This window comes from Burkholderia sp. Bp8994, assembly GCF_003853805.1.
Classification (GTDB): domain Bacteria; phylum Pseudomonadota; class Gammaproteobacteria; order Burkholderiales; family Burkholderiaceae; genus Burkholderia.
Genome location: NZ_QTQH01000002.1, coordinates 163,727 through 188,704, shown reverse-complemented (window position 1 = coordinate 188,704; position 24,978 = coordinate 163,727). Strand labels below are relative to the sequence as shown.

Genomic DNA, 24,978 nt, shown 5'->3' with positions numbered 1-24,978 from the left:
GCACGTCGCAACGGGAATCAATCGTCTGCCGGGGGCTGTCCGGTCAGCACAACGACAAGGAAGGGAGGGGCCGGCAATGAGGCTGGACGACGAAAGAGAAAGCGTGAACGTCGAGGATCGACGCGGTGGCGGCGGGTTCGGCGGCGGGCGTGCGACGATCGGCATCGGCACGATCGTGGTCGCGCTGGCCGCATCGTATTTCTTCGGGATCGACCCGCGCGTCGTGCTCGAAGGCGCATCGGCGCTGCAGGGCCGCCAGCAGCAGGCGCAGCCCGCGCCCACGCAGCACCAGGGCGCGCCGGCGAACGATCCCGGCGCGGTATTTACGCGCAAGGTGCTCGGCAATATCGAGCGCACGTGGACGGGCGTCTTCAACACCCAGTTGCATGCGCAGTACGAGGCGCCGAAGCTCGTGATGTTCACGAACTCGACGCCGACCGCGTGCGGCACCGGCCAGACCGCGATGGGGCCGTTCTACTGTCCGGGCGATCGCAACGTGTACATCGATCTCGGCTTCTACGACGAACTGCGCAAGCGCTTCGGCGCGGGCGGCGATTTCGCGCAGGCCTACGTGATCGCGCATGAAGTCGGCCATCACGTGCAGAACCTGCTCGGCATTTCCGACAAGGTCGATGCCGCGCGCCGCCGTTCGAGCGAAGCGCGCTCGAACGCGCTGTCGGTGCGGATGGAACTGCAGGCCGACTGCTTCGCCGGCGTGTGGGCGAACAACGCGCAGCGCGCGAACCAGCGGCTGATGGAGCCCGGCGATTTCGAACAGGGGCTGAAGGCGGCTGCTGCGATCGGCGATGATCGTTTGCAGCAGCAAGGCCAGGGCTATGTCGTACCGGAGAGCTTCACGCACGGCACCAGCGAGCAGCGCGTGTACTGGCTGCGGCGCGGGATGGAGTCGGGTGAAGTAAGCGCCTGCGACACGTTCGCCGCGAACGCGCACTGACGCGGACCCTGCCTGACAGGATGCGGCGCACACGCTGCCGCGCCGCCGTTTCGCGGCTGCGCGTGCGGCCGCTCCGCAGGTTTCGCTGATCATTCCGATCGTGCCCGATCGGCGCGCGCGATGTCTCGCGCCACCCTCGACGTCCATTCTCGACTGCACGGCTTGCGGCGCATGCCTACGCGACGCGGATTCTGTCGTCGGGTCGCCGCCGGCGCGTGCGATGACTCGCGTCACCCTCGACAGCCATCATCGTCCGAACGGCTCGTGGCGCAAGACTTCCCGTCGCAGGCTCCGTTGTCGCGACATGGCCGGCAGCTTCGTCATCCGCCCCCTGCGGACGAATTGCCGATTTGTGCTCACCGGCCCATTTCGGCGCGGGTAGGCTGGCCCGACCTTCGACGCGTTCGGCCGCCGGCCGCTCCCATCATGCCGACCTCATCCGCTTCCGCCGACCACGAAGCCGCCGACTGGCAGCGCGCGCTGCGCGCGTGCGTCGATGCGTTCGACGCATTTGCGAGCCCGTCCGCGACCGTGTTCTACCGGCTCGACCTCAGCGGCGAGCCGGCCGATTTCGAGCTGTTCGGGATGCCGGAGGCGATGCATCGCACCTACATCGCGCGCTACCGGATGCTCGACCCGCTGCACCCGTCGCGCTGCGCGGCAGGTGAACGTGCGGTCGTGACGCTCGCGTCCCAATTGCCTGACGAAAGACGCGATGCGTCCGCGTACTGGACCCGTTTCCTGCGACGGCACGAGGTGGCCGACGTCGTCGAGATCTGGCTGCGCGACGACGCGGGCCGCACGGTCGGCGCGTTTTCGCTGCTGCGCTTCGGGACGGGCGACGCGGACGGCAACCGCACGGCGGGCCGGTTCGCATCAGGCGAGATCGACGCGCTGGCACGGCTGCAGCCGGTCGCCGAAGCCGCGCTGGCCCCGCTGCTGCGCGCGCGGCGCGGGATTCACCGGATCGGCTGCGAGGAGCGGTTGACCTACCGCGAGGAGCAGATCGCACGACTCGTACGCGACGGCCGCTCGAACAAGGAAATCGCACGCGATCTCGCGCTCGGCCAGCCGACCATCAAGACACATCTGATGCGCATGTACCGGAAGCTCGGCGTGTCGAACCGCACCGAGCTGGTCGGCGCGTTGTTCCTGTAGCTTTTCCGCATCCGCATCCGCATCCGCATCCGCATCCGCATCCGCACCGGCACCCGCACCCGCGTCCGCATCCACGTCCACGTCCACGTCCACGTCGCACCGATCGCACCGCATCGCACCACGCCACACCGCGCCATCGATCCGACGATAACGCGACGCTCGCACCCCGCCATTCCACGTTCCCGAGTCACCCGCGTTCCGGTCCCGCACGCGCTTGCCAATTTGCGCTCACCGGGCGCGATCCCCCGTCGATACAGTGGTTCGACACCCGCATGCCGAAGCGCACGCGGCCCAGTCATGACAATCATCGAGACGCCCATGAGCACCACGAACTTCGTCGCGGTCAGCGACACCGTGCGCACCTTCGTCGCACGCGACTTCGGCCTTTTCATCGACGGCGCCATGCAGCGCGCGCACTCGCCCACGCGGCTCGACGTGTACGACCCGGCGACGGGCGAGCGGCTCGCGACGGTCGCGGATGCCGACGCGCACGACGTCGACCGCGCGGTCGCGAGTGCGAAGCGGGCATTCGACACCCGCGTGTGGAGCGGGCTGCGCCCGGCGGACCGCGAGCGCATCCTGCTGAAGCTCGCCGACCTGATCGAGGCCGACGCCGAAACGCTCGCGCAGCTCGAAACGCTGAACCAGGGCAAGTCGATCCATGTGTCGCGCGCGATCGAGGTCGGCGCGAGCGTCGAATACGTGCGCTACATGGCCGGCTGGGCGACCAAGATCACCGGCCAGACGCTCGACGTGTCGATCCCGTTCCCGCCCGGCGCCCGCTATACGGCCTATACGCGCAAGGAGCCGGTCGGCGTGGTCGCGGCGATCGTGCCGTGGAATTTCCCGCTGATGATCGCGGTGTGGAAGCTGATACCGGCGCTCGCGGCCGGCTGCACGATCGTGCTGAAGCCGTCGCCGGAAACGCCGCTCACCGCGCTGCGCCTCGCCGAACTCGCCCTCGACGCCGGCGTGCCGCCCGGCGTGTTCAACGTCGTCACCGGCGGCCGCACGTGCGGCGCCGCGCTGTCGAGCCATCCGTCGATCGCGAAGATCTCGTTCACGGGTTCGACTGCGACCGGCAAGCTGGTCGGCGCGGCTGCCGTGCAGAACATGACGCGCTTCTCGCTCGAACTCGGCGGCAAGAACCCGATCGTGATGCTCGACGACGTCGACGTCGCGCAGGCGCTCGACGGCGTCGCCGCCGGCGCGTTCTTCAACCAGGGGCAGGTGTGCGCGGCCGCGTCGCGCATTTACGTCCATCGCAGCAAATTCGCGCAGCTCGCGGACGGCCTCGCGGGCGTCGCGCAGTCGATGAAGCTCGGCGCGGGGCTCGATACCACCGCGCAGATCAACCCGCTGGTGTCCGCGCTCCATCGCGACAAGGTCGTCCAGCACATCGAAGGCGCGCGCCGCGCGGGCCTCACGTTCCTCGCGGGTGGCACGCCCGCCGACGACCTGCCCGGCTACTACGTGAAGCCGGCCGTGATCGCCGATCCGCATCCGGACAGCGCGATCGTGCGCGACGAAGTGTTCGGCCCGGTGATCGTCGTCGTGCCGTTCGACGATGCGGCCGACGCGGTGCGTCTCGCGAACGCGTCGCCGTACGGCCTCGCCGCGAGCATCTGGAGCAACGACCTGAAGCGCGTGATGAACCTCGTGCCGCAGATCGAGGCCGGCACCGTGTGGGTGAACTGTCACATTCCGCTCGACCCGTCGATGCCGTTCGGCGGCTACAAGCAATCGGGCATCGGCCGCGAGTTCGGCCAGTACGCGATCGAAGGCTTCACCGAAACCAAATCCGTCTGCATCGCGCACTGACGCGCGGCGCCTGCTCCGAACACCACGAACCCCGCGAACAACCCGAAAACCTCGAACCCCGACCCCGGACGGTCGAGGTTCAAACGATCCGAAAGTGGAGATTGCAATGAGCTACAACGAAGCGAAATTCTGGCACCCGATGCTGCACCCGAACGAAATGAAACAGCGCAAGCCGATCCGCATCGTGCGCGGCGACGGCTGCTACGTGTTCGACGAAACCGGCAAGCAGCTGGTCGACGGCGTCGCGGGCCTGTGGAACGTGAACGTCGGGCACAACCGCCAGGAAGTGAAGGATGCGATCGTGCGCCAGCTCGACGAACTCGAATACTTCCAGCTGTTCGACGGCATCTCGCATCCGCGCGCGGAAGAGTTGTCGAAGAAGCTGATCGACATGATGGAGCCGGAAGGGATGCGCCGCGTGCTGTACAGCTCGGGCGGCTCGGACTCGATCGAGACCGCGCTGAAGATCGCGCGCCAGTACTGGAAGGTGCGCGGCCAGGCCGACCGCACCAAGTTCATCTCGCTGAAGCAGGGCTATCACGGCACGCACTTCGGCGGCGCGTCGGTGAACGGCAACACGGTGTTCCGCCGCAATTACGAGCCGAACCTGCCCGGCTGTTTCCACGTCGAGACGCCGTGGCTGTACCGCAACCCGTTCACGCAGGACCCGGAGGAACTCGGGCGGATCTGCGCGGAAATGCTGGAGCGCGAGATCCAGTTCCAGAGCCCCGACACGGTCGCCGCGTTCATTGCCGAGCCGGTGCAGGGCGCGGGCGGCGTGATCGTGCCGCCGGCCAACTACTGGCCGCTCGTGCGCGAGGTGTGCGACCGCTACGGCGTGCTGCTGATCGCCGACGAAGTCGTGACCGGCTTCGGCCGCAGCGGCAGCCTGTTCGGCAGCCGCGGCTGGGGCGTGCGCCCGGACATCATGTGCCTCGCGAAAGGGATCTCGTCCGGCTACGTGCCGCTCGGCGCGACGGCCGTGAACGCGCGGATCGAGGACGCGTTCGCCGCGAACGCGGACTTCGGCGGCGCGATCATGCACGGCTACACGTACGCAGGGCACCCGGTCGCCTGCGCGGCCGCCATCGCGAGCCTCGACATCGTCGTGAAGGAAGACCTGCCGGCGAACGCGGCGAAGCAGGGCGCGTATCTGCTGGAAGCGCTGCAGTCGTTCCCGGAACGCTTCGCGGCGGTCGGCGAGGTGCGCGGCAAGGGGCTGATGCTCGCGCTCGATCTCGTCGCGAACAAGCAGACCCGCGAGCCGATCGACCCGCTGTCCGGCTATGCGAACGCGGTCGCGGAAGTGGCGCGCGAGCACGGCGTGCTGGTGCGGCCGGTCGGCACGAAGATCATCCTGTCGCCGCCGCTCGTGATCCAGCGCGAGCAGCTCGACCGGATCGTCGACGCGCTCGCGGCAGGCTTCGAGGCCGTGCCGTTCGCATGAGGCCGTGACGGCATGAGCGCATGACGCCGAACCGGCGGTGGAGGGCGGGATAACCCGTTCGCCACCGCCGGTTTGCCGATTTGCGCTATGACCGGATTATTTTGCCTGCGTATTTTTTCGACATCGGATCAGGTTTGGATCGACAGGGGCCCGGGTGCCGGCGCTTGAGCGCCGCCCCGGGCCGACCGCGAAGCATGGCTCGGAGCGGGCGCCGCAGCGCCGGTTCCGGCCCGAAAAGGGAAGGAGACGAAGATGTCGGGATGGTCTGGAATGACCGGCGCAGCGGGCGACACGCCCGCCGGTGCGTCGGCTGAAGCGGGCGGCGGCACGGTGCTGAAGGCCGGGGCGGTCGGGTTTCCGACCGCGCTGGCGAGCGCCGTCGGCCTCATCATGGCGAGCCCGGTGATTCTCACCGCGACCTCGGGCTTCGGGATGGGCGGCTGGGCGTTCGCGGTCGCGATGCTCATCGCGTTCGTGATGATGCAGGCGCAGGCCACGACGTTCTCCGAAGCCGCCGCGATGCTGCCGACGGCCGGCTCGGTTTACGATTACCTGTCATGCGGGCTCGGTCGCTTCTGGGCGATCACCGGCACGATTTCCGCGTATTTCCTCGTGCACGTGTTCGCCGGCACGGCGGAGACGATCCTGAGCGGCATCATGGCGCTCGTGAACTTCGAATCGCTGAACGCCGCGCTCGAGAAGCACAACAGCTCGTGGCTCGTCGGCGTCGGCCTCGTGGTCACGTTCGCGATCACCAACATCATCGGCATCAAGGTGTTCAGCAAGCTCGAGATCGTGCTGACGGCCGGCATGTGGCTGTCGCTGATGATCTTCGGCATCCTCGGCCTCGCGGCCGCGCCGGCCGTGCATCTCGACGGCTGGTTCGGCGGCTCGGAAGTCGGCACGTCGGTGCCGGCCGTGCTGTCGCTGGTCGGGATGGCGATGTTCATGTTCGTCGGCTGCGAGTTCGTTACGCCGCTCGCGCCGGAAATGAAGGCGCCGGGCCGCACGATTCCGCGCGCGATGGCGCTCGGCCTCGTTGGCGTCGCGATCTGCATGTTCCTGTACGGCGCGGCGATCCGGCGCCAGGTCGCGAACGTGCCGGTGAGCCCGGACGGCCTCACGCACCTGCTCGACACGCCGGGCGCGATTCCCGCGTTCGCGCTGCAGGTGCTCGGGCCCTTCGGCCGCATCTGGTTCGGCATCGCGTTCCTGTGCGCGGGCGCCGCGACGATCAACACGCTGATGGCCGGGCTGCCGCGCATCCTGTACGGGATGGCGATCGACGGCGCGCTGCCGCGCTGTTTCGCGTATCTGCATCCGCGCTTCAAGACGCCGGTGGTCGGCATCGTCGCGTCGGCGATCGTGCCGATCTTCCATGCGTGGCTGATCAACGGCAACCTCGACAGCATCCTGCACCTCGTGCTCGCCGCGACCTGCGCATGGGGCACGGCGTACCTGCTCGTCACCGCGTCGGTCGTGATGCTGCGCATCCGCCGCCCGGACCTGCCGCGCCCGTACCGTTCGCCGCTGTTTCCGCTGCCGCAGATCGTGTCGAGCGTCGGCATCGTGCTCGCGATCTGGTACATCACGCCGCCCGGCATGAATGCGCGCGACATCTACGTGCCGTTCGGCGCGATGCTCGGGCTCACCGCGCTGTACGCGCTGTTCTGGACGCTCGTCGTGCAGCGCCGGCATCCGTTCAGGCCGGTGCCGGTCGAGGAAGTGCTGCGCAACGAGCACGTCGCCTCGTGAGGGCCGCGCTCGCCCGCTGGCGCGCGGCGCCCGACGCACCGCCGCCCGGCCACCGGCCCGGCGCGATCGCCGCGCGCGTGCTGGCCGACCTCGGTGCGGTGCGCGACGCGAACGGCGGCGCGGCCGAAATCCTGGCCCGGCTTCCGAACGGCGTGCGCGTGAGCGTCGAAGAACGCGTCGACCGCCAGTTCCTGATGCATACGGTCAGCGTGCAGGTGTCGATCAGCGCGGACGGCCCGGCCGCGCAGGGCCTTGCACGCGTGCTGCAGACCGGCTGGCTGCGGCGCGCCGGCATCGCGGCCGCGCCCGAGCCGGGAAGCGACCCCGGATTCGCGCGGACGGTGGCCGCACTCGCCGCGCAGCCGTCGCTCGCCGACGCGCTGCGCCCGCTGCACCTGACCGACTGCACGATCGCCGCGCGCGACGGCCGCTGGACGCTCGCCGTCGTGCCGTTCGGCGGCAGCGAGGTCGTGAACCGGATGCCGTCGTTTCGCCGCTACGTGCGCGTGACCAGCGAGCAGGCCGCCGCGCTGTCGGCGGCCTGTCTTGCATTCGAAACTGCACTACGCGGAATTTTGCGGGGGTAAGCTGTGGCGCTGCGTGCCGTGCGGCCGCAGCGTGGAATCAGGGTTTTACCGGAGATGCCGATGCTGTTCCAGTCACGCTCACACGAAGACGTGCATGACCACGGGCTCGCGATCGCGGGTTGGCATCAGGTCTACCGCCAGATGACGCCGGGCCGCTTCAGGGGCACCGTCACGCAGGTGCTGTACGACGACTTCCATTTCTTCCGCGAGACGACCAACCGGCGTGTCGCGCAAACCGGCCTCGCACCGGCCGGGCGCACGTCGCTCGCGGTGCCGCTGTCGGTGCCGCTCGCCGGCACGTTCCAGAGCCAGCCGGTCGACGGCTATGCGCTGCTCGCGCTGCGCGCCGGCGAGGATTTCGAATTCCATACGCCGGAAGGGATGGGACTGGTCGGGATCAGCGCGGCGTCGGACATGGTCGACGAGCTCTGCGAGGCCGAATTCGGTGCGGCCGGCGCGCGCAAGCTGCGGCACGTCACGCGGCTGTCGGACGCACAAGGCGTCGCGCTCGGCGCGCGGCTGTCGTCGCTGATCGATGACGCGCAGCGCAACCCCGGCTGCCTCGAATACGCGGCCACCCGCAAGATGTTCCGCGACACGATGCTCGGCATGTTCCTCGATGCGCTCGAGCAGGGCATCGGCGTCGAGCGCCGCGACATCACGCACGCCACCTACAGCGATATCGTCAGCCGTTGCGAGAAACACCTGCGCGACCGGCCCGAGGAACCCGTCACCGTGCTCGAGCTGTGCCGCGCGCTGCGCTGCAGCCGCCGCACGCTGCAGACGAGCTTCCAGCGCGTCGCCGACGTCACGCCCGTCGGCTATCTGCGCACGATCCGGCTGAACGCGGTGCGGCGCCTGCTGCGCACGACGTCCGCGCATCAGCTCGGCGTCGGCGAGGCCGCAGCAAGCTGGGGCTTCACGCATCTCGGCTATTTCGCGCGCGAGTATCGCGACCTGTTCGGCGAGCTGCCGTCGCAAACCTTGCGCCCCGAATGACGTCTTCGCATCGCGACGGTGCCGCCGGGCGCCGCCGCGTGTCGCCCGTTCCGTTCGTTTCACCATTTGCTGATTTGGGATAGGGGTCCCGAATTTTCGCTGGATAGAGTCCTGTCACCGAAATCGACAACACCATCGGTTCGCACTGCGAATCGATGACAACAGAGGGACGGGACATGAAGATCGGACGAAGACTGGCCGCGGCCGCGGCCACGCTGGGTTGCATGCACGCGCACGCGCAGACCTCCGGCAGCGTGACGCTGTACGGCACCGTGGACACCGGCGTCATCTATTCGACGAACCAGCAGTTCACGCGCGCCGACGGCAGCACGGGCGGCGGCCATGCATGGCAGATGGGCGGCGGCAACCTCGTGCCGTCCCGCTTCGGATTCCAGGGTGCCGAGCCGCTCGGCGGCGGGCTCGACGCGGTGTTTTCGCTCGAACAGCAGTTCCTGTCCGCGAGCGGGCAGGCGCTGCAGGGCGGCACCGCGTTCAGCCGGCAGGCGTGGGTCGGGCTGCGCCAGGATGCGATCGGCACGCTCGGCCTCGGCCGGCAATACGACTCGTACACGGACATGCTCGGCGCCTATGTATCGAGCAACAACTGGGCGACGCCGTACGGCTCGCACCTCGGCGACGTCGACAACCTGAACGCCGCGTTCAACTTCAACAACGCGGTGAAGTTCACCAGCGCGGATTTCAACGGCCTGACGTTCGGCGGCACGTTCAGCTTCGGCGGCCAGGCCGGCGACTTTTCCGCGAAGCGCGGCTATGCGGTCGCCGCAACCTACACGCGTGCGCCGGTCGCGTTCTCGGTCGGCTATCTCGACCTGCACCAGCCGCTCGACGCGGCGCTCGGCGGCGCGAGCGGCTATATCGGCGACTTCGCGTGCAGCAATCCGGGCGCGATGTACTGCCTGCTGCAGGACGCCGGCTCGATGCGCGCGTTCGGCGCGGGCGGCTCGGTGACGCTCGGCGCGGCGACGCTCGCGCTGACCTACACGCACACGCGCCTCGGCGACAGCCGCTATTTCTCGACCGGCGCGCAGCCGCGCACGCAGGCGTTCACGTTCGACATCGGAGAATTGAACGCCACGTACATGTTCACGCCCGCGCTGCAAGGCGGCGTCGCGTACATCTTCAACGCCGCGCACACGGACGGCCGCGGCACGACGCGCTTTCACCAGGTCAACGTCGGCACGAACTACAGCCTGTCGAAGCGCACCGCGCTGTATGCGGTCGCGATCGGCCAGATCGCGAGCGGCACGGGGCTCGGCACCGACGCGAACGGCAATGCGGTGAACTACGCGCAGATTCCGGTGCTCGCGAACAGCAATTCGAGCCGGCAACTCGCGGTGATGGCCGGGATTCGCGTGAACTTCTGACGGCACGCACACGGTGGCACGGGCGGTGGGCGGGGCGGGCGGCCGCACCGTCGGCCGCTTTCGCCGCGTGCCACAAATTCTTAACGATCGACGTGAACAATGGCGTTCGCTTCAGGCCGCCCGAAGCGTCGCCCGCGTTGCACACGTGTGCAACGCCCGGCGGCTCGCCACCACGCCGATCGAGAGAGACCACATGACCCTGCTGAGCCGCCTGCGCGCGCTGTCCGCCGCCGTTGCGCTGTCCCTTGCCGCCTCGCACGCCTTCGCGGCGGACCTCGTCATCGCGGGCCGCGACGACATCTACGGCAAGGGGCTGGCCGACGCCGTCGCCGGCTTCACCAAGCTGCATCCGGGCACCGACATCGAGTTGCTCAAGCTGCCGAACGCGAACCTGTACCAGAAGCTGAAGCTGTCGATGCGCGAAGGCACCGGCACGTACGACCTCGTGATGATGGACGATACGTGGGCACCCGAATTCATCGGCAACGGCTGGCTGAAGCCGCTGCCGTCAGCGCTCGCCGACGCCGATCTCGTGCCGTCCGCGGTCGCGCTCGGCCGCAACGCGGCGGGCGCGCTGTACGCGCTGCCGATCGTCGGCAACGTCGAGATGTTCGCGTACCGGAAGGATCTGCTCGCGAAGTACCAGCTGCAGCCGCCGCGCAACTGGGACGACGTGCTGAAGATCGCGCAGACCATCGGCGGCGCGGACAAGAGCGTGTCGGGCGTCGTGTTCCGCGGCACCAAGGGCAACCCGGTCGTGACGGGCTTCCTGCCGATCCTGTGGGCCTACGGCGGCGACGTGTTCGACCGTGCCGGCAACGTGACGATCGATTCGCGTGAGTCGCAGGCCGCGCTGAAGACTTTCCTTGCGCTGAAGACCGCCGCGCCGAAGGACGTCGACGTGTACGGCGCCGCCGAGGTGCGCGACGCACTGCAGCGCGGCACGGCCGCGCAGTCGATCGAGGTGTGGCCGGCGTGGATCCCGGCGCTCGACGATCCGAAGCAGTCGCGCGTGGTCGGGCAGATCGCGCTGCAGCCGCCGCCCGGGCAGACGGCCGGCCCGGCGCCGATGCTCGGCATCTGGCAGATGGGCATTCCGAAGGATGCGCCGCACGCGAAGCTCGCGCAGGATTTTCTGGCCTACCTGAGCTCGCGCGACACGCAAACGCGTCTCGCCGGGATCGGCATTCCGCCGACGCGCCGCAGCGTGTTCGCCGATCCGGCGCTGGTGCGCCAGTACCGCTGGTACCCCGATCAGCTGAAGGCGCTCGAGGCCGGCCGTGCGCGGCCGCGCGTGAAGGACTGGCAGCAGGTCGAGAGCATTCTCGGCGACCAGCTGCAGCTCGCGCTGACCGGGCAGGCCACTCCCGACGCCGCGCTGCGCCAGGCGCAGCAGAAGATCGCGCAGGCGATGGCCGCGGCCGGCAAGTGACGGCACGCCGCCACGCATCGTCCGGAATCCGCGCATGAAAGCCCTCGGCCGCAGCCTGCCGTTCGTCGCGCTGCTCGGGCCCGCGCTGCTGGTGCTGGCCGCGCTCGCGCTGTACCCCGTCGCGCAGGTGCTGATCGACTCGTTCTGCCAGGTCGACTACACGGCGGGCCGTCGCGCATTCGCGGGGCTCGCGAACTATCGCGCGGTGCTCGGCGACGACGCGTTCGCGGCCGGTTTCGGCAATACGCTGCGCTTCACGATCGCGGCGTCGCTCGTCGAGGTCGGGCTCGGCTTCGGTCTCGCGCTGCTGTTCGTGCGCGCGTTTCCGGGGCGGCGCATTGCGCTGCCGCTCGCGATCCTGCCGATGATGCTGTCGACGCTCGTGTGCTCGGCGATCTGGCGCAACTGGCTCAACTTCGACGGCTTCCTGAACGCGCTGCTCGCCGCGTTCGGCGTCGAAGGCGTGCGCTGGCTGTCCGATCCGCATCTTGCGTTGTGGTCGCTCGCGCTCGTCGACGTGTGGCAGTGGACGCCGATGGCGTTCCTGATCGTACTGGCCGGGCTGCAATCGATCCCGCAGGAACTGTACGAAGCCGCGCGCACCGATGGCGCGAGCGAATGGCAGTGCCTGCGCGACATCACGCTGCCGCTCGCGGCGCCGCAGATCGGCCTCGCGCTGCTGCTGCGATCGATCGACACGTTCAAGCTGTTCGACAAGGTCTACGCGCTGACGGGCGGCGGCCCCGGCAACGCGACGCAGACGCTGTCGACCTACATCTACGACACGGGCTTCCGCTTCTTCAACGTCGGGCCGGCGAGCGCCGCGTCGGTGCTGATGCTCGCGGCGTCCGCGCTGCTCGTTTCGGGGTACGTATGGCAGACGGTTCGCAAGCGGCGCGCATGACGGCGCGATCCGCGTACCTCGCGCACGCGCGAAAGGGTGCCGCGTTCGCGCATGCCGCGCCGTTGGCGCTGCGCATCATTGCGCTCGCGCTGTTGCTGCTGCCGTGCCTGTGGATGGCCGGCGCGGCGTTCATGCCGACGCTCGAACGCCTCGATCATCCGCTACGGATCTGGCCGGCTGCACCGACGTTCGAGCATTTCGCGTCGGTGTGGTCGAACGGTATCGGCGCGCCGCTCGCCAATTCGCTGCTGGTCGGGTTCGGCACGACGCTGCTCGCGCTGACGCTCGCGTTTCCGGCCGCATACGCGCTCGTGCGGCTGCGGTTTCCGGCGCGGCTGGATGTGCTGTTCCTGATGCTCGTGCTGGCCTTGAAGCTGATGCCGCCGATCACGATCGCGGTGCCGCTGTTCGCGCTCGCGAAGCGGTTGCATCTGCTCGATTCGACGCTCGGGCTGATGCTTGCTTACCAGATCTACGCGCTGCCGATGGCGATCTGGATGCTGCTCGCGTTCGTGCGCGACGTGCCCGTCGAATACGAGGAGGCCGCGTGCATCGACGGCGCGGGGCTCGCGCGGCGGCTCGTGCAGATCGTGTTGCCGCTGTGCGCGCCGGGGCTGATCGCGACCGCGATCTTCGTGTTCATCGCCGCATGGAACGAGTTCCTGATCGCGCTGCTGTTCGTGTCGACGCCGAGCCGCTTTACGCTGCCGCTCGCGATTGCCGGTTACGTGACGGAGAACGGCATCGACTGGGGCGACCTGATGAGCGCGGGGCTGCTGGCGTCGCTGCCGACCCTTGCGGTGGCCGGCTACGTGCAGCGCTACCTGCTGCGCGGCTTCGCCGGCGGACTGAAGTGACACGACGCGTTACGCGCAGCTATGCCGCGCCACGTGCGTAACCGGCACGACCCGCGTGCGCGACGCGCCGTCGAACGTCTGGATCCGGTCGGCGAGCAGGTCGACGGCCGCGTGCGCGAGGCCTTGCGTGTCCTGGCGCAGCGTCGAGAGCCGGTAGGCGTCGTATGCGGCGGCGGGGATGTCGTCGAAGCCGATCACGCGCAGGTCGTCGGGCACGCGCAAGCCGAAGGCGTCGCGCGCGGCGTCGATCATGCCGAGCGCGAGCAGGTCGGACGAGCAGAACACACCGTCCGGCCGCTCGCCCGTCGCGAACAGTTGCCGCGCGGCGTCGAGGCCGCATGCGTGCGTGTCGGAGTCCGTATCGATCACGCGGACGAGCGCCGCATCGTACGCGTCGCCGTGTTGCAGCGCCTGCGCGAACGCCTCCGCGCGCGCGCGTGCGCTGTAGCTCGCGGTACGCGGCCCGACGAACGCGAGCCGGCGCGCGCCGGCCCGCACGAGCCGTTGCGCCGCATGGACGGCGCCCGTCGCGTTGTCGCTGACGACGACGTCCGCGCCCGGCAGGTTCGCTTCGCGGTTGATCATCACGACGGGAATCCGGTGGTCGAGATACTGCTGCGCGACCGACAGCGGCGGCGAAGCGGACGTCATCACCAGGCCCGCGATCCGGTAGCTGAGCAGCCGCTCCAGCGATTGCCGGACCTGATGCGGATCGTCCGCATTGGTCACGAGCGGCGTGAACGCGCGCTGCCCGAGCGCGGCCATCAGGTCCGACAGCAGCCGTGCGCGGAACGGATTCTCGAAACCGGCCGTCACGACGCCGATCATGCTGCTGCGCTGCGTGATCATGTCGCGCGCGATCAGGTTGACCTGGTAGCCGAGCGCACGCGCGGCCGCCATCACGCGTTCGCGCGTCTCGGGCGCGATGCTCGCCGTCGGCGAGAACGCGCGCGACACCGCGGAGCGCGACACGCCGGCCCGCACGGCGACATCCGACGCGGTCACCCACGTCTTTCTTTCCTTGTCAGTCATCGATTCATGATCCCTTCGCGACACGAAGCCTCCACGCCGCTGGCCGACTGGATGTCGGCGCTCGACGACGCGCGGCCGCTGCATACGCTGACCCTACCGGGCAGCCATGACACCTGTGCGTATACGGTCGACGATCCGCTCGTACGCACGCAGCGCGCGCCGCTCGATGCGCAGCTCGCGCATGGCGTGCGGCTGCTCGACATTCGCTGCCGGCACCGGGGCGATACGTTCGACATCCATCACGGCGGCATCGCGCTCGGCCTGTCGTTCGACGACGTGCTCGCGGACTGCACGCGCTTTCTCGATGCGCATCCGCGCGAATGCATCGTGATGTCGGTGAAGGACGAATGGCCCGCGCATGCGTGCACGCGCAGTTTCGACGCGACGTTCGATGCGCATTGCGCGCGGCATCCGCGGCTGCGCTGGCATGCGGGCCGCGCGCTGCCGGCGCTCGGCGATGTGCGCGGCGCGATGGTGCTGTTGCGGCGGTTCCGCAGCAGCCGGCCGCTGGGCATCGACCTGACCGCGTGGCCCGACAATGCGACGTTTACGATCGATCATCCGGATGCGGCGTTCGTGATCCAGGATGAATACCGTGTGCCTGTCGCCGGGTCGATCCACTACAAGTGGCGTGTGATCGATGCGCTGCTGAGCCGCATGCCGTCGCCGGAGAGCGGGCGCTGGGCGATCAATTTCTGCAGCGGCACGGGGATGGGCGCGAATCCGTCGGTGGTCGCGCGCGGCGACGGCAGGGTAGTCGGGATTCAGGCGCGGCTCGCGGCGCGGTTGCGTGAAACGCGCGGTCCGTGTGGCGCGATGCTGCTCGATTTCTGCGACGACGATGACTGGGCGCTGGTGCGGGCGTTGGTCGAGTGTAATGAGGATGGGCCCGTGGTGGGTGGCAGGCGCAGGCTAATGGGTTGTTAGCGCATTCGCATTGAAGACCGCGAACTCGCCGACAGTCAGGACCCAACCTTCCCAACCATAGATCGGAATGCGATGACGCTCGCAATAGTCAATGCATTCGAGCGCGGCGTCGAGCGGAAGCACGATCTCGCGACGAGAAATCGACAGTGCGGCAAGTGCCGCGGGAATTTTCTCGAGTTGCGGCATTGCAGGTCTACGGAGAACGGGATGGTGTGCGATCGACGGACTACCGCGTCGCGATCGCCACCGCCGCACCCGCCATCGCGGTCGCGCTCGTGCGGTTCGCGACCCGCTTCGCGCGTGCCGACGTCAGAAATGCGCGCGCACGCACCGCGAGCAGCGACCAGAAGCAGTCGGCGAGGATCAGGATCGCCAGCATCGTGCCGACCAGCTCGGCCCACGCGAGCACACCGACATGCGTCAGATCGACGATCGTCGGCAGCAGCGCGAGATAGAACAGCATGATCTTCGGGTTGCCGAGCGTGACCAGCGTGCCCGCGACGAACATGCGCCACGGCGACTGCCCGCGCGGCAGGTCGCCGGCCTGCGTGTCGGTCGGCGCGGTCCACATCTTCCACGCGAGGAACAGCAGGTACGCGACGCCGAGCAGCTTCAGCACGAGCAGGCCCGTCTCGAACGTGCGTGCGAACGCCGACAGCCCGGCCACCGCCAGCGTGAGCCACAGCGCCTCGCCGATCCACATCGCGGCGAGGAACGGCAGCACGTCTCGCACGCCGTTCGTCAGCACGCGCGCGACGAGCGCGGCGACGCTCGGGCCGGGCGTGCCGGCGGTGACGAGCAGGGCGATGGCGAACACGGCGAGCGCGGACAGCGTCATGGCGAACCTCGTGGGCAAGGCGTTCGAAAGGTATGAAGTTTCGATTATAGTGACGGCCGTTCCTGCCTGCCTACCTCGTCGTGATGACAGTATCGATCCGGATTCGTCCCGCCACGCGGGAAGACGCGGCCGCGATGGCCGCCGTGGAAGTGGCCGCCGCCCAGCGCTTTCGCGACATCGGCATGTCCGACATCGCCGAAGGCGAGCCGACCGATGCGGCCGACGTGCTCGCACGCATCGACGACGGCCGCGCGTATGTGGCGACGGACGAAGCGGGGGGCTGCGTGGGTTTCGCGTTCTACCGGCTGCTCGATGCGCAGCGGCTTTATCTGGAGGAACTGGACGTCGCGCCGTCGCATGCGGGGCAGCGGATCGGCGCGCGCCTGATTGAACGGATCATGACACGCGCCGCGCAAGACGGCATCGCGCAGGTCGTGCTGTCGACGTTTCGCGACGCGCCGTGGAATGCGCCGTACTACGCGCGCCTGGGCTTCGACATCATCGACGACGCATCGCTCGACGACACGCTGCATGCGGTCCGCGCGCATCACGTCGCGCGTGGGCTCGACGAGACGCAGCGCGTGTTCATGCGCGCGGACGTGTGCGCATGAACGTGCCGCCGGCCGTCATGCCGCGTCGCTGAGCGCCGGGTAGTCGGTGTAACCCGTTTCGCCTTCGGCGTAGAACGTCTCCGGCACCGGCTTGTTCAGCGGTGCGCCGAGTTCGAGTCGACGCGGCAGGTCCGGATTCGCGATGAACAGCTTGCCCCACGCGATCGCGTCGGCGTGGCCGCTCGCGAGCGTGTCCTGCGCCGATTCGAGCGTGAACTGCTCGTTCGCGATCAGCGGGCCGCCGAACGCCTCCTTCAGACGCGGGCTCAGCTGGTCGCCCGAATACGATTCACGCGTGAAGATGAACGCGATCTTGCGGCGGCCGAGTTCGCGTGCGACGTAGCCGAACGTCGCGGCCGGATCGGAATCGCCCATCGTGTGCGCGTCGCCGCGCGGTGCGAGGTGCACGCCGACACGGCCCGCGCCCCACACGTCGATCGCCGCGTCGACCACTTCGAGCAGCAGGCGCGCGCGGTTCTCGATCGGGCCGCCGTACGCGTCGGTGCGCAGGTTGGTGCTGTCCTGCAGGAACTGATCGAGCAGGTAGCCGTTCGCGCCGTGGATCTCGACGCCGTCGAAGCCCGCCTTCTTCGCGTTTTCCGCGCCCCTGCGGTACGCGGCGACGATACCCGGAATTTCATCGATGTCGAGCGCGCGCGGCGTCACGTACGGACGCGGCGGCCGCACGAGGCTCACGTGACCGCCCGCGGCGATCGCGCTCGGCGCGACCGGCAGGTCGCCGTCCAGGAACACCGGATCGGAAATCCGGCCGACGTGCCAGAGCTGCAGCACGATGCGGCCGCCCGCCGCGTGCACGGCCTGCGTCACGCGCTTCCAGCCTTCCACCTGTTCGTCGGACCAGATGCCCGGCGTGTCCGCGTAGCCGACACCCTGCGGCGTGACCGAAGTCGCTTCGCTGATGATCAGGCCGGCCGATGCGCGCTCGGCGTAATAGCGGGCCATCAGGTCGTTGGGCACGCGCGCGCTGCCGGCGCGGGCACGGGTGAGCGGCGCCATCACGACGCGGTTCGGTAGAGTCAGGTCGCCGAGGGTAACGGGATCGAACAGGGTAGGCATGGAGGTAACCTCTTCACGAAAGGCGGGATGGCCGTCGCGTCGTGCGCGACGGGTGGCCCGCATGTCCTGGGTCAGAGTTCGCGACGCAGGGCGTCGAGAAATGCGTCGATGACGGCCTCGTTGCGCTGGAAGAACGCCCACTGGCCGATCCGCGTCGACGTCACGAGCCCCGCGCGCTGCAGCGTCGCGAGGTGCGCGGAAACCGTCGACTGCGACAGCCCGCAGCGCGCGTCGATCTGCCCGGCGCAGACGCCGTGGTCGTACGGCAGCGTCTGCTCCGGGAAATGCGCGCCCGGCGTTTTCAGCCAGACGAGGATTTCCCGGCGCACGGGGTTCGAGAGCGCTTTCAGGATCGCGTCGATGTCGAGTTCGGTCGGCATGGAAGGGCGTGGTGTTCTGGGCATACGGGTATCGTCGATGGGCGAATCATATATCGTAAAATAACGATACGTGTGAAGGCACTGATGGAAGTGGGGTTGTTGGTCGGTCGGACTTCAGCGCGTCACCCGTTCCCGTACTGCGCGAACAGCCACCGCCGCATCGCATCGAGCGCTTCCGAGTGCGCACTGGCCTGCGGAAAGACGACGTAAAACCCGAGCGACATTGGAAACGAAAAATCGAACACGCGCCGCAGTCGGCCATCCGCGATATCGCGTTCGACCAGCGGCTCGCTGGTCAGCGCGATGCCCTGGCCGGCGACCGCGGCGTCGATTGCGAGCAGCGATTGGCTGAACCGCGGCCCTTTCGTCGGATCGGCCCGGCCTTTGCCGCCGAGCTTGTCGATGAACTCGGGCCACAGATCGTGCGCGTCGTGCAACAGCACATGCTTTGCGAGGTCCGCGGGCGTCCGGATCGGCGAGCCGCTGTCGAGCAGTTTCGGGCTGGCGACGGCAAAGATGTCGAGCGGAAACAGCAACTCGGCGACCAGGCCGGCCGGGAACGGCGGCTTGCTCAGTCGAATCGCGATGTCGACGCCGTCGGCCCGGAACGACGCAAGCCTTTCGTCGGCGATCACGCGCACTTCGATGTCGGGATGCAGCCGGCCGAAGTCCGACAGGCGCGGAATCAGCCACTTCGACGCGAACGACGGCGTCGTGCTGACCGCCAGAACCGTCGGGCGCTGCCCGAGCGCGTCCGTGGCGTCGGAGATGATCTGCAGCGCACGCTGGACCGACGAAAAATACTCGAGCCCTTCGCGCGTCAGCGCCAGCCCCCTGGGCAGCCGCCGGAACAGCTGAACCTCCACGACGTCCTCCAGATGCCTGACCTGTTGCGCCACCGCGCCCTGGGTCACGCCGAGTTCGTCGGCGGCCAGCCGGAAATTGAGGTGTCGCGCGGCGGCCTCGAACGCGCGAAGCGCATTGAGCGGCGGGAACCGGCGGATACGCGATAGCGCCTTCATGCAGTAGAAATTCTACAGGGTGGGTGGAGAAATCATGGTTCGACAAGCCGATTATAGAGTCCTACAGTGCTGCCATGGACGATGATCGCGGCGCTGCGCCGACCCATTCAGGAGAACAGCATGACTGTAGAGAAAGTGGCTTTGGTGACGGCGGCGGGCAAGGGCATGGGCGCCGCGATTGCGCGGGATCTCGCGGGCAACGGTTATCGCGTCGCGCTGATGTCGCCGTCCGGCAGCGCGGTCGAACTGGCGAAGGAACTCGGCGGGTTCGGCGTGGCGGGGTCGGTCACCGAAGACGCCGACATCGCGCGCTTCGTGAACGAGACGCTCGCGAAGTACGGCCGTATCGATGCGGTCGTCAACAATACCGGGCATCCGCCGAAGGGCGACCTGCTCTCGATCGACGACGACAAATGGCACGAAGGGCTCGACCTGATCGTGCTCAACGTCGCGCGCGTGCTGCGCCGCGTGACACCGGTCTTCCTGAAGCAGGGCGGCGGCGCGGTGGTCAACATCTCGAGCTTCGCGGCCGACGCGCCCGAGCAGGCGATGCCGGTGTCGTCCGCGCTGCGCGCGGCGCTCAGCGCCTTCACGCGCCTGTACGCCGACCGGTACGCGAAGGACAACATCCGCATCAATTCGGTGCTGCCCGGCTTCATCGACAGCTGGCCGGAGACGCCCGAGATCGTGGCCCGCATTCCGGCCGGCCGTTTCGGCAAGACACAGGAGATCGCGCAGACCGTGACGTTCCTGCTTTCGGAAGGCGCCGGCTACATTACCGGGCAGAACATTCGCGTCGACGGCGGCATCGTCCGCGCGCTTTAAGCCGCTGCCGGGCAGGGCGGTGCGCGCGCGGACGTTGCGCCGGCTGCCTCAGTTGTGCCGTTCGCCGATCCGGTTCTCCTCCGGGCTCCAGACGCTGAGCCCTTCCGTCGGGTCCATCGGCTGATCCCACGGTCTCGCGGCGATCGCCTGCATCGTCGCGTCGAACCCGGCCTGCCGGCGCGCCGCGATGCCGTCCGGCGTGAAATCGATGTCCTTCCACTGATCGTCGCCGTCGAGCCGCGGCGCCGCGAGCTTGATCACGTGCATCGTCGTCTGGCAGCCCCACGCGGCGAGCGCCTGCACGTCGGCCGACGTGCGCTCCGCCTCCGGCAGCCGCATCACCAGTTCCTTGATCACGTGGCGCAGCCGGTGAATCTGCTGTTGCCGCGCGATGTTGCCGTCCGTGCGGCTCGCGTACTGGATGTCCTTCTGCCGCTCCGACACCTGCCAGATGCTTTGCGGCTCGGGCCCGACCGGATTCCACATCTGCACCGAGAAGATGATCGAGCTGCGGCGCGGCGCATCGTCGAGCACGACCTCGACCGGCGTATTCGAATAGATGCCGCCGTCCCAGTAGGGTGCGCCGTCGATCCGCACGGCCGGAAACGCGGGCGGCAGCGCGCCCGAGCTCATCACGTGGTCGAGGTCGAGCGGCCGGTCGCGCGAATCGAAATATCGCATCGTGCCGGTGCACGCGTTGACCGCGCCGACGGTCAGTCGCGGCCGGCACGCATTCAGCAGGTCGAGGTCGATCAGCGACGCGAGCGTGTCGCGCAGCGGCTCGACCACGTAGTACGACGCGTGCTCGACGCCGACCCGCGCGAGCGGCCCGAGCCACGCGGCGGGATTCGGCCGAAAGAATCCCGTGAGGCCCGCGCCGATCACCGCGAGTTCCGAGCCGATCTTGTCCCAGGTCGTCGGGAAGCCCGGCACGGTCACGGCGGGCCGTTCGGTGACGTGGCGCCAGAATTCGGCCATTCGCTGCGCGCGGTGCGCGGGCGCGTTGCCGGCGATCAGCGCCGCGTTGATCGCGCCGATCGACGTGCCGATCACCCAGTCGGGCTGGATGCCCGCCGCGTCCATCGCCTCGAATACGCCGAGCTGGTATGCGCCCAGTGCGCCGCCGCCCTGGAGCACGAGCACGACCTGCCCAGGTAGCTTCGGGTGTGCGGGTTGACTTGCCGTCATCGCTTGCCTCGTGGTCGGTGACGGCCGGCGGGGGCCGGCCGGTTGGAACCAGTGTAGGCGATCGGCGGGCGTCGCTCCGCGGTGCCGGACCTTCGCGCGCGTGGCGCGGCGCGCCGCGTCATTCCACGGTGATGGTCTCCTTCATGTACGGATGAATCCCGCAGAACACCTTGTAGACCCCCGGCTTGTCGAAGCGGAACGAGTAGGTCTCGTCCTGGTCGAGCGCATTCGAATGGAAGATGCCCGCGTCGTTGACGACGGTATGCGGTTCCGCGTCGAGGTTCTTCCACGTGACCGTCGTGCCGGCCTTGATCGTGGTCGACATCGGCGAAAACATGAAGTTGTGGATCGTCACGAGCGGGCCGGCCGGGGGTTGCGCGAATGCGGCGAGCGGCGTGCCGGCGGCGGCCGCGCACAGGGTCAGCGCCGCCAGCAGCGTCGAGGGCTTGAGGATGGTCATGTCGGTCTCCTTGCGTAGCGGAATCGGGCGAGGGATCAGGCCAGCGTCGTGTCGCGCAGCGACGCCGCCACGGGATGGCCGGCGAAGTCGACGGTCGTCACGCCGAGCATCGCGGGCAGCCGGTCGCGCGGCACGGTGAGCGGCACCGGGCCGGGGCCGTTGCCGGCGGTCGGCTGCGGGAACGCGGTGGAGCGCGCGGTGTGGAACGTCACGTTGCCTTCGACCTTCGACACGATCTGGTGAATGTGCCCGTTCAGCACGGTGACCGAGCCGAATCGGCGCAGCAGCGCCATCGTCTGCGGTGCGTCGCCGGTGCCCCAGCCCCACGGCTCGTAGATGGTCCACATCGGCATGTGCGAGAACACGACGATCGGCGTGCTCGACGATTGCCCCTTCAGATCCTGCGCGAGCCACGCGAGCTGCTCGTCGCCGAAGCTGCCGAGCCCGTTCGGCTTGAAGTGCATCACGTTGACGAGCGCGACGAAGTGCACGCCCGCGTGATCGAAGCTGTAGTAGCCGCGGTTGTCCGACGCCTTGCCGAAGCGGCTGAAATATTCGGCACCCGAGCCGTCGGTCACGTCGTGTTCGCCAGGCACCGTATGCAGCTCCGGCACGCGCAGCGCGGACAGCAGCTGCGACGCCTGGTCGAACTCCGCTGCCTTGGACAGGTGCGTGATGTCGCCGGTATGGATCGCGAGCGCGGGCGTGGCAGGCATCGCGTTGACGAGCTCGATGGTCTGCCGCAGCGTGGCCGCGACGTCGGGATTCGCGTCCTTGTTGAAGCCGATGTGCGTGTCGCTGATCTGCACGAACAGCGGCCGGCCCTTGTCCGCGGGGAGTGCGGCGCCGCTTTGCGCGAGCGCGAGGTCGAACGGCGTCAGGATGCCGCCCGACAGTGTAAACAGCGTGCCGAGGCCGCCGAACGCCATGCATTGCAGGGCCTTGCGACGCGACGGGCGGGTGGGATTCGATGAAGACATGTGAGCCTCGCATTCGTGTGACGGAACCGGACGGCCGGATCGTCCTGGAATAAGCCGGCGCCTTCGTATGCCATACCGCTGCGGCGGCGGATTTATTCCCGCGCGTTGCGAGGTTGCTCGCGGCTTGCGGCGCAATGACCGACCACCGGCGGATGACCTGTCAATGTCCTGTAAGTGACACGTCACGTTTGCGTCATGTCCGCCCGATAGCCTGCGACACCGAATCACTTCTCCGGAGCCCCTCATGCCGAATCTCGCGGCAACGGAAACCAGCGGTGCGGGCGGTCATCGCACGCGCACCATCGGCTTCGCGCCGTTCGTGCCGATCGTTGCCTGCGGCATCGTCTACGTCGGCGTTCACCTGAGCGTGGATCCCGGTCCGGTCAAGGAAGGTTCGGTCCTGCCGATTATGCTGCCCGCCGTCGCGCGGGTGCTGGTCTTGCCCGCGTCGATCGCGCGTTCGGCGGTCCTGTGCCGGGCCCGCCACAAGCCGTTCTGAGCCGCGCCGGCTAACGGCGCATCCGGCCGCGCGTCACGCGGCCGATCCCATCGATTTTCAATTCGACCAAGACGCTACCGATGGATATCAGTTTCTTCGATCCGAATCGCACCGCCAACGCGTCCGCGTGGCGCGTGCTCCCCAACCGCTGGGATGCGGTCGCGTTTCCGCTGATCATCGGCATACTCGCAATGGCGATCGTCGGCTTTCATCAGACGATGGCGCCGATCGCCGTGCTGCAGACGCAGAAGATCTCGCTCGATCCGTCGAACCTGCCCGAATACGCGTTGCGCACCACGCTGCGGATGCTCGCCGCGATGGTCGCGTCGCTCGCGTTCACGCTGGTGTACGGCACGCTCGCCGCGAAAAGCCGCCGCGCCGGCATGGTGCTGATCCCGATCCTCGACATCCTGCAGTCGGTGCCGGTGCTCGGCTTCATCTCGTTTACGGTCACGTTCTTCCTCGCGCTGTTCCCGAGCCGCGTGCTCGGCGCCGAGCTCGCGGCGATCTTCGCGATCTTCACGAGCCAGGCGTGGAACATGACGTTCAGCTTCTACCAGTCGCTGCGCACGGTGCCGCGCGACCTGGACGAAGTGTCGCGCGGCTTCCACCTGACGTCGTGGCAGCGCTTCTGGAAGCTCGAGGTGCCGTTCTCGATGCCGGGGCTGATCTGGAACATGATGATGTCGATGTCGGGCGGCTGGTTCTTCGTCGTCGCGTCGGAGGCGATCACCGTCGGCAACCAGACGATCACGCTGCCGGGCATCGGCGCGTATCTCGCGCAGGCGATCGCCGACAAGAACCTCGGTGCGGTGGGCTGGGTGATCGTCGCAATGTCGGTCGTGATCCTCGCGTACGACCAGTTCCTGTTCCGCCCGCTCGTCGCGTGGGCCGACAAGTTCCGGATGGAAAACACCGCGTCGGGCGATGCGCCGCAGTCCTGGCTGCTCGACATGCTGCGCCGCACGCACCTGATCCACCAGCTGCTCGTGCCGGCCGGCTGGCTGCTGTCGCAGGCCGCGCGGATTCCGTTGCGCGTGCCGGCGCTCACGGGCAAGCGCTCGCGCGGCACGTCGGCGCGCGGTTCGTCGCGCGTCGGCGACGTCGTGTGGGGCGCGTTCGTGATCCTGCTGACGGTGTACGTCGGGTGGCGCGTCGTCAGCTTCGTGGCGACCGGCGTGACGATGGGCGAGGTCGGCCACGTGGTGGTGCTCGGGCTGATCACGTTGCTGCGCGTGCTGGTGCTGATCGCGATCGCGTCGGTGATCTGGGTGCCGCTCGGCGTGCTGATCGGGCTGCGCCCCGCGCTGGCCGAGAAGATCCAGCCGCTCGCGCAGTTCCTCGCCGCGTTCCCGGCGAACCTGCTGTTCCCGGTGTTCGTGATCGTGATCGTCCATTTCCATCTGAACGCGGACATCTGGCTGTCGCCGCTGATCGTGCTCGGCACGCAGTGGTACATCCTGTTCAACGTGATCGCCGGCGCGATGTCCTATCCGAACGACTACAAGGAAGCGACGAAGAACTTCCGCATTCGCGGCTGGCAGTGGTGGCGCCAGGCGATGCTGCCCGGCATTTTCCCGTACTACGTGACCGGTGCGATCACCGCATCGGGCGGCGCGTGGAACGCGAGCATCGTGTCCGAGTTCGTGCAGTGGGGCGACACCAGGGTCGTCGCGCATGGCCTCGGCTCGTACATCGCACAGATGACTGCCGCCGGCGATTTTCCGAAGATCATCCTGGGCATCGCCGTGATGTCCCTGTTCGTTACCCTGTTCAACCGTCTGCTGTGGCGTCCGATGTACGCCTATGCGGAATCCCGGCTCCGTCTCGATTGAGAGT

Annotated in this window: 25 protein-coding genes; 16 read left to right on the top strand and 9 right to left on the bottom strand. The window is 68.3% G+C overall.

The window, feature by feature from the left end; all coding sequences use genetic code 11:
- Nucleotides 1-76: 76 nt before the first annotated feature.
- From DIE04_RS02740 to DIE04_RS02690, 11 genes are all read left to right on the top strand, one after another.
- Nucleotides 77-955, top strand: coding sequence for a neutral zinc metallopeptidase (locus tag DIE04_RS02740; protein ID WP_124489049.1), 879 nt, complete (start codon nt 77-79; stop codon nt 953-955).
- 426 nt (nt 956-1,381) lie between these two features.
- A complete protein-coding gene (locus tag DIE04_RS02735; RefSeq protein WP_124524218.1) occupies nt 1,382-2,113 on the top strand; it encodes a LuxR C-terminal-related transcriptional regulator in 732 nt (243 codons plus the stop codon).
- Between the two features lie 318 nt (nt 2,114-2,431).
- On the top strand, nt 2,432-3,934 hold the full coding sequence (locus DIE04_RS02730) for an aldehyde dehydrogenase family protein (RefSeq protein ID WP_124523707.1): 1,503 nt from the start codon (nt 2,432-2,434) through the stop codon (nt 3,932-3,934).
- A gap of 106 nt (nt 3,935-4,040) precedes the next feature.
- Nucleotides 4,041-5,381 (top strand): aspartate aminotransferase family protein, encoded by a 1,341-nt coding sequence (locus DIE04_RS02725; RefSeq protein ID WP_044846672.1) that lies wholly within the window; start codon nt 4,041-4,043, stop codon nt 5,379-5,381.
- A 252-nt stretch (nt 5,382-5,633) separates the two neighbouring features.
- Nucleotides 5,634-7,136 (top strand): APC family permease, encoded by a 1,503-nt coding sequence (locus DIE04_RS02720; RefSeq protein WP_124523709.1) that lies wholly within the window; start codon nt 5,634-5,636, stop codon nt 7,134-7,136.
- The gene (locus tag DIE04_RS02715; protein WP_124523711.1) at nt 7,133-7,723 is read left to right on the top strand and encodes a DUF3156 family protein; all 591 of its coding nucleotides are present in this window, start codon (nt 7,133-7,135) and stop codon (nt 7,721-7,723) included. Before DIE04_RS02720 ends, DIE04_RS02715 begins: the two co-directional genes overlap by 4 nt.
- Nucleotides 7,724-7,783: 60 nt before the next feature.
- Nucleotides 7,784-8,722 carry a helix-turn-helix domain-containing protein gene (locus DIE04_RS02710; protein ID WP_044846726.1) on the top strand — a complete coding sequence of 313 codons (939 nt, stop codon included), beginning with the start codon at nt 7,784-7,786 and terminating at the stop codon, nt 8,720-8,722.
- Nucleotides 8,723-8,898: 176 nt separating this feature from the next.
- Nucleotides 8,899-10,107, top strand: coding sequence for a porin (locus DIE04_RS02705; RefSeq protein WP_124523713.1), 1,209 nt, complete (start codon nt 8,899-8,901; stop codon nt 10,105-10,107).
- Between the two features lie 193 nt (nt 10,108-10,300).
- Nucleotides 10,301-11,539 carry an ABC transporter substrate-binding protein gene (locus DIE04_RS02700; RefSeq protein WP_124523715.1) on the top strand — a complete coding sequence of 413 codons (1,239 nt, stop codon included), beginning with the start codon at nt 10,301-10,303 and terminating at the stop codon, nt 11,537-11,539.
- A 34-nt stretch (nt 11,540-11,573) separates the two neighbouring features.
- A complete protein-coding gene (locus DIE04_RS02695; protein ID WP_124523717.1) occupies nt 11,574-12,443 on the top strand; it encodes a carbohydrate ABC transporter permease in 870 nt (289 codons plus the stop codon).
- Nucleotides 12,440-13,300 (top strand): carbohydrate ABC transporter permease, encoded by an 861-nt coding sequence (locus DIE04_RS02690; protein ID WP_124523719.1) that lies wholly within the window; start codon nt 12,440-12,442, stop codon nt 13,298-13,300. The genes DIE04_RS02695 and DIE04_RS02690 overlap by 4 nt, the downstream gene beginning before the upstream one ends.
- Before the next feature lie 9 nt (nt 13,301-13,309).
- Here DIE04_RS02690 and DIE04_RS02685 read toward each other — a convergent pair whose 3' ends face one another.
- Nucleotides 13,310-14,332: a LacI family DNA-binding transcriptional regulator gene (locus DIE04_RS02685; protein ID WP_124523721.1), complete on the bottom strand. Its 1,023-nt coding sequence runs from the start codon at nt 14,330-14,332 to the stop codon at nt 13,310-13,312.
- Between the two features lie 6 nt (nt 14,333-14,338).
- Between DIE04_RS02685 and DIE04_RS02680 the strand changes: the two genes are divergently transcribed.
- A complete protein-coding gene (locus DIE04_RS02680) occupies nt 14,339-15,259 on the top strand; it encodes a phosphatidylinositol-specific phospholipase C (RefSeq protein ID WP_185500297.1) in 921 nt (306 codons plus the stop codon).
- On the opposite strand, the gene DIE04_RS02675 is transcribed toward DIE04_RS02680, so the two are convergent.
- Both DIE04_RS02675 and DIE04_RS02670 read right to left on the bottom strand, forming a co-directional pair.
- Nucleotides 15,245-15,445 carry a hypothetical protein gene (locus DIE04_RS02675; protein WP_124523723.1) on the bottom strand — a complete coding sequence of 67 codons (201 nt, stop codon included), beginning with the start codon at nt 15,443-15,445 and terminating at the stop codon, nt 15,245-15,247. The genes DIE04_RS02680 and DIE04_RS02675 overlap by 15 nt on opposite strands.
- A gap of 40 nt (nt 15,446-15,485) precedes the next feature.
- Nucleotides 15,486-16,097 carry a LysE family translocator gene (locus DIE04_RS02670; RefSeq protein ID WP_044846680.1) on the bottom strand — a complete coding sequence of 204 codons (612 nt, stop codon included), beginning with the start codon at nt 16,095-16,097 and terminating at the stop codon, nt 15,486-15,488.
- A gap of 83 nt (nt 16,098-16,180) precedes the next feature.
- On the opposite strand from DIE04_RS02670, the gene DIE04_RS02665 reads away from it, so the two are divergent.
- Nucleotides 16,181-16,708 carry a GNAT family N-acetyltransferase gene (locus DIE04_RS02665; protein WP_124523725.1) on the top strand — a complete coding sequence of 176 codons (528 nt, stop codon included), beginning with the start codon at nt 16,181-16,183 and terminating at the stop codon, nt 16,706-16,708.
- 15 nt (nt 16,709-16,723) lie between these two features.
- Here DIE04_RS02665 and DIE04_RS02660 read toward each other — a convergent pair whose 3' ends face one another.
- The 3 genes from DIE04_RS02660 to gcvA all read right to left on the bottom strand — a co-directional run bounded on the left by DIE04_RS02660 (nt 16,724) and on the right by gcvA (nt 19,187).
- Nucleotides 16,724-17,785, bottom strand: coding sequence for an alkene reductase (locus DIE04_RS02660; RefSeq protein WP_044846682.1), 1,062 nt, complete (start codon nt 17,783-17,785; stop codon nt 16,724-16,726).
- A gap of 71 nt (nt 17,786-17,856) precedes the next feature.
- Nucleotides 17,857-18,165 carry a helix-turn-helix transcriptional regulator gene (locus DIE04_RS02655; RefSeq protein WP_044846683.1) on the bottom strand — a complete coding sequence of 103 codons (309 nt, stop codon included), beginning with the start codon at nt 18,163-18,165 and terminating at the stop codon, nt 17,857-17,859.
- A gap of 122 nt (nt 18,166-18,287) precedes the next feature.
- Nucleotides 18,288-19,187, bottom strand: a complete 900-nt coding sequence (gene gcvA / locus DIE04_RS02650) for a transcriptional regulator GcvA (RefSeq protein WP_124489037.1) — start codon at nt 19,185-19,187, stop codon at nt 18,288-18,290.
- Nucleotides 19,188-19,307: 120 nt separating this feature from the next.
- On the opposite strand from gcvA, the gene DIE04_RS02645 reads away from it, so the two are divergent.
- Nucleotides 19,308-20,012 (top strand): SDR family oxidoreductase, encoded by a 705-nt coding sequence (locus DIE04_RS02645; RefSeq protein WP_124523727.1) that lies wholly within the window; start codon nt 19,308-19,310, stop codon nt 20,010-20,012.
- Between the two features lie 48 nt (nt 20,013-20,060).
- On the opposite strand, the gene DIE04_RS02640 is transcribed toward DIE04_RS02645, so the two are convergent.
- From DIE04_RS02640 to DIE04_RS02630, 3 genes are all read right to left on the bottom strand, one after another.
- Nucleotides 20,061-21,200, bottom strand: coding sequence for a patatin-like phospholipase family protein (locus DIE04_RS02640; RefSeq protein ID WP_124523729.1), 1,140 nt, complete (start codon nt 21,198-21,200; stop codon nt 20,061-20,063).
- Between the two features lie 118 nt (nt 21,201-21,318).
- Entirely contained in the window at nt 21,319-21,660 is a 342-nt protein-coding gene (locus DIE04_RS02635; protein WP_124489034.1) for a cupredoxin domain-containing protein, read from the bottom strand.
- 35 nt (nt 21,661-21,695) lie between these two features.
- On the bottom strand, nt 21,696-22,640 hold the full coding sequence (locus tag DIE04_RS02630) for a metallophosphoesterase (protein ID WP_044846687.1): 945 nt from the start codon (nt 22,638-22,640) through the stop codon (nt 21,696-21,698).
- Nucleotides 22,641-22,884: 244 nt separating this feature from the next.
- Here DIE04_RS02630 and DIE04_RS30005 point away from each other — a divergent pair, with 244 nt between their 5' ends.
- Nucleotides 22,885-23,139: a phosphate transporter gene (locus DIE04_RS30005; RefSeq protein ID WP_260426322.1), complete on the top strand. Its 255-nt coding sequence runs from the start codon at nt 22,885-22,887 to the stop codon at nt 23,137-23,139.
- A gap of 80 nt (nt 23,140-23,219) precedes the next feature.
- Nucleotides 23,220-24,974, top strand: coding sequence for an ABC transporter permease subunit (locus DIE04_RS02620; RefSeq protein ID WP_124572904.1), 1,755 nt, complete (start codon nt 23,220-23,222; stop codon nt 24,972-24,974).
- The last annotated feature ends 4 nt before the right edge of the window (nt 24,975-24,978 follow it).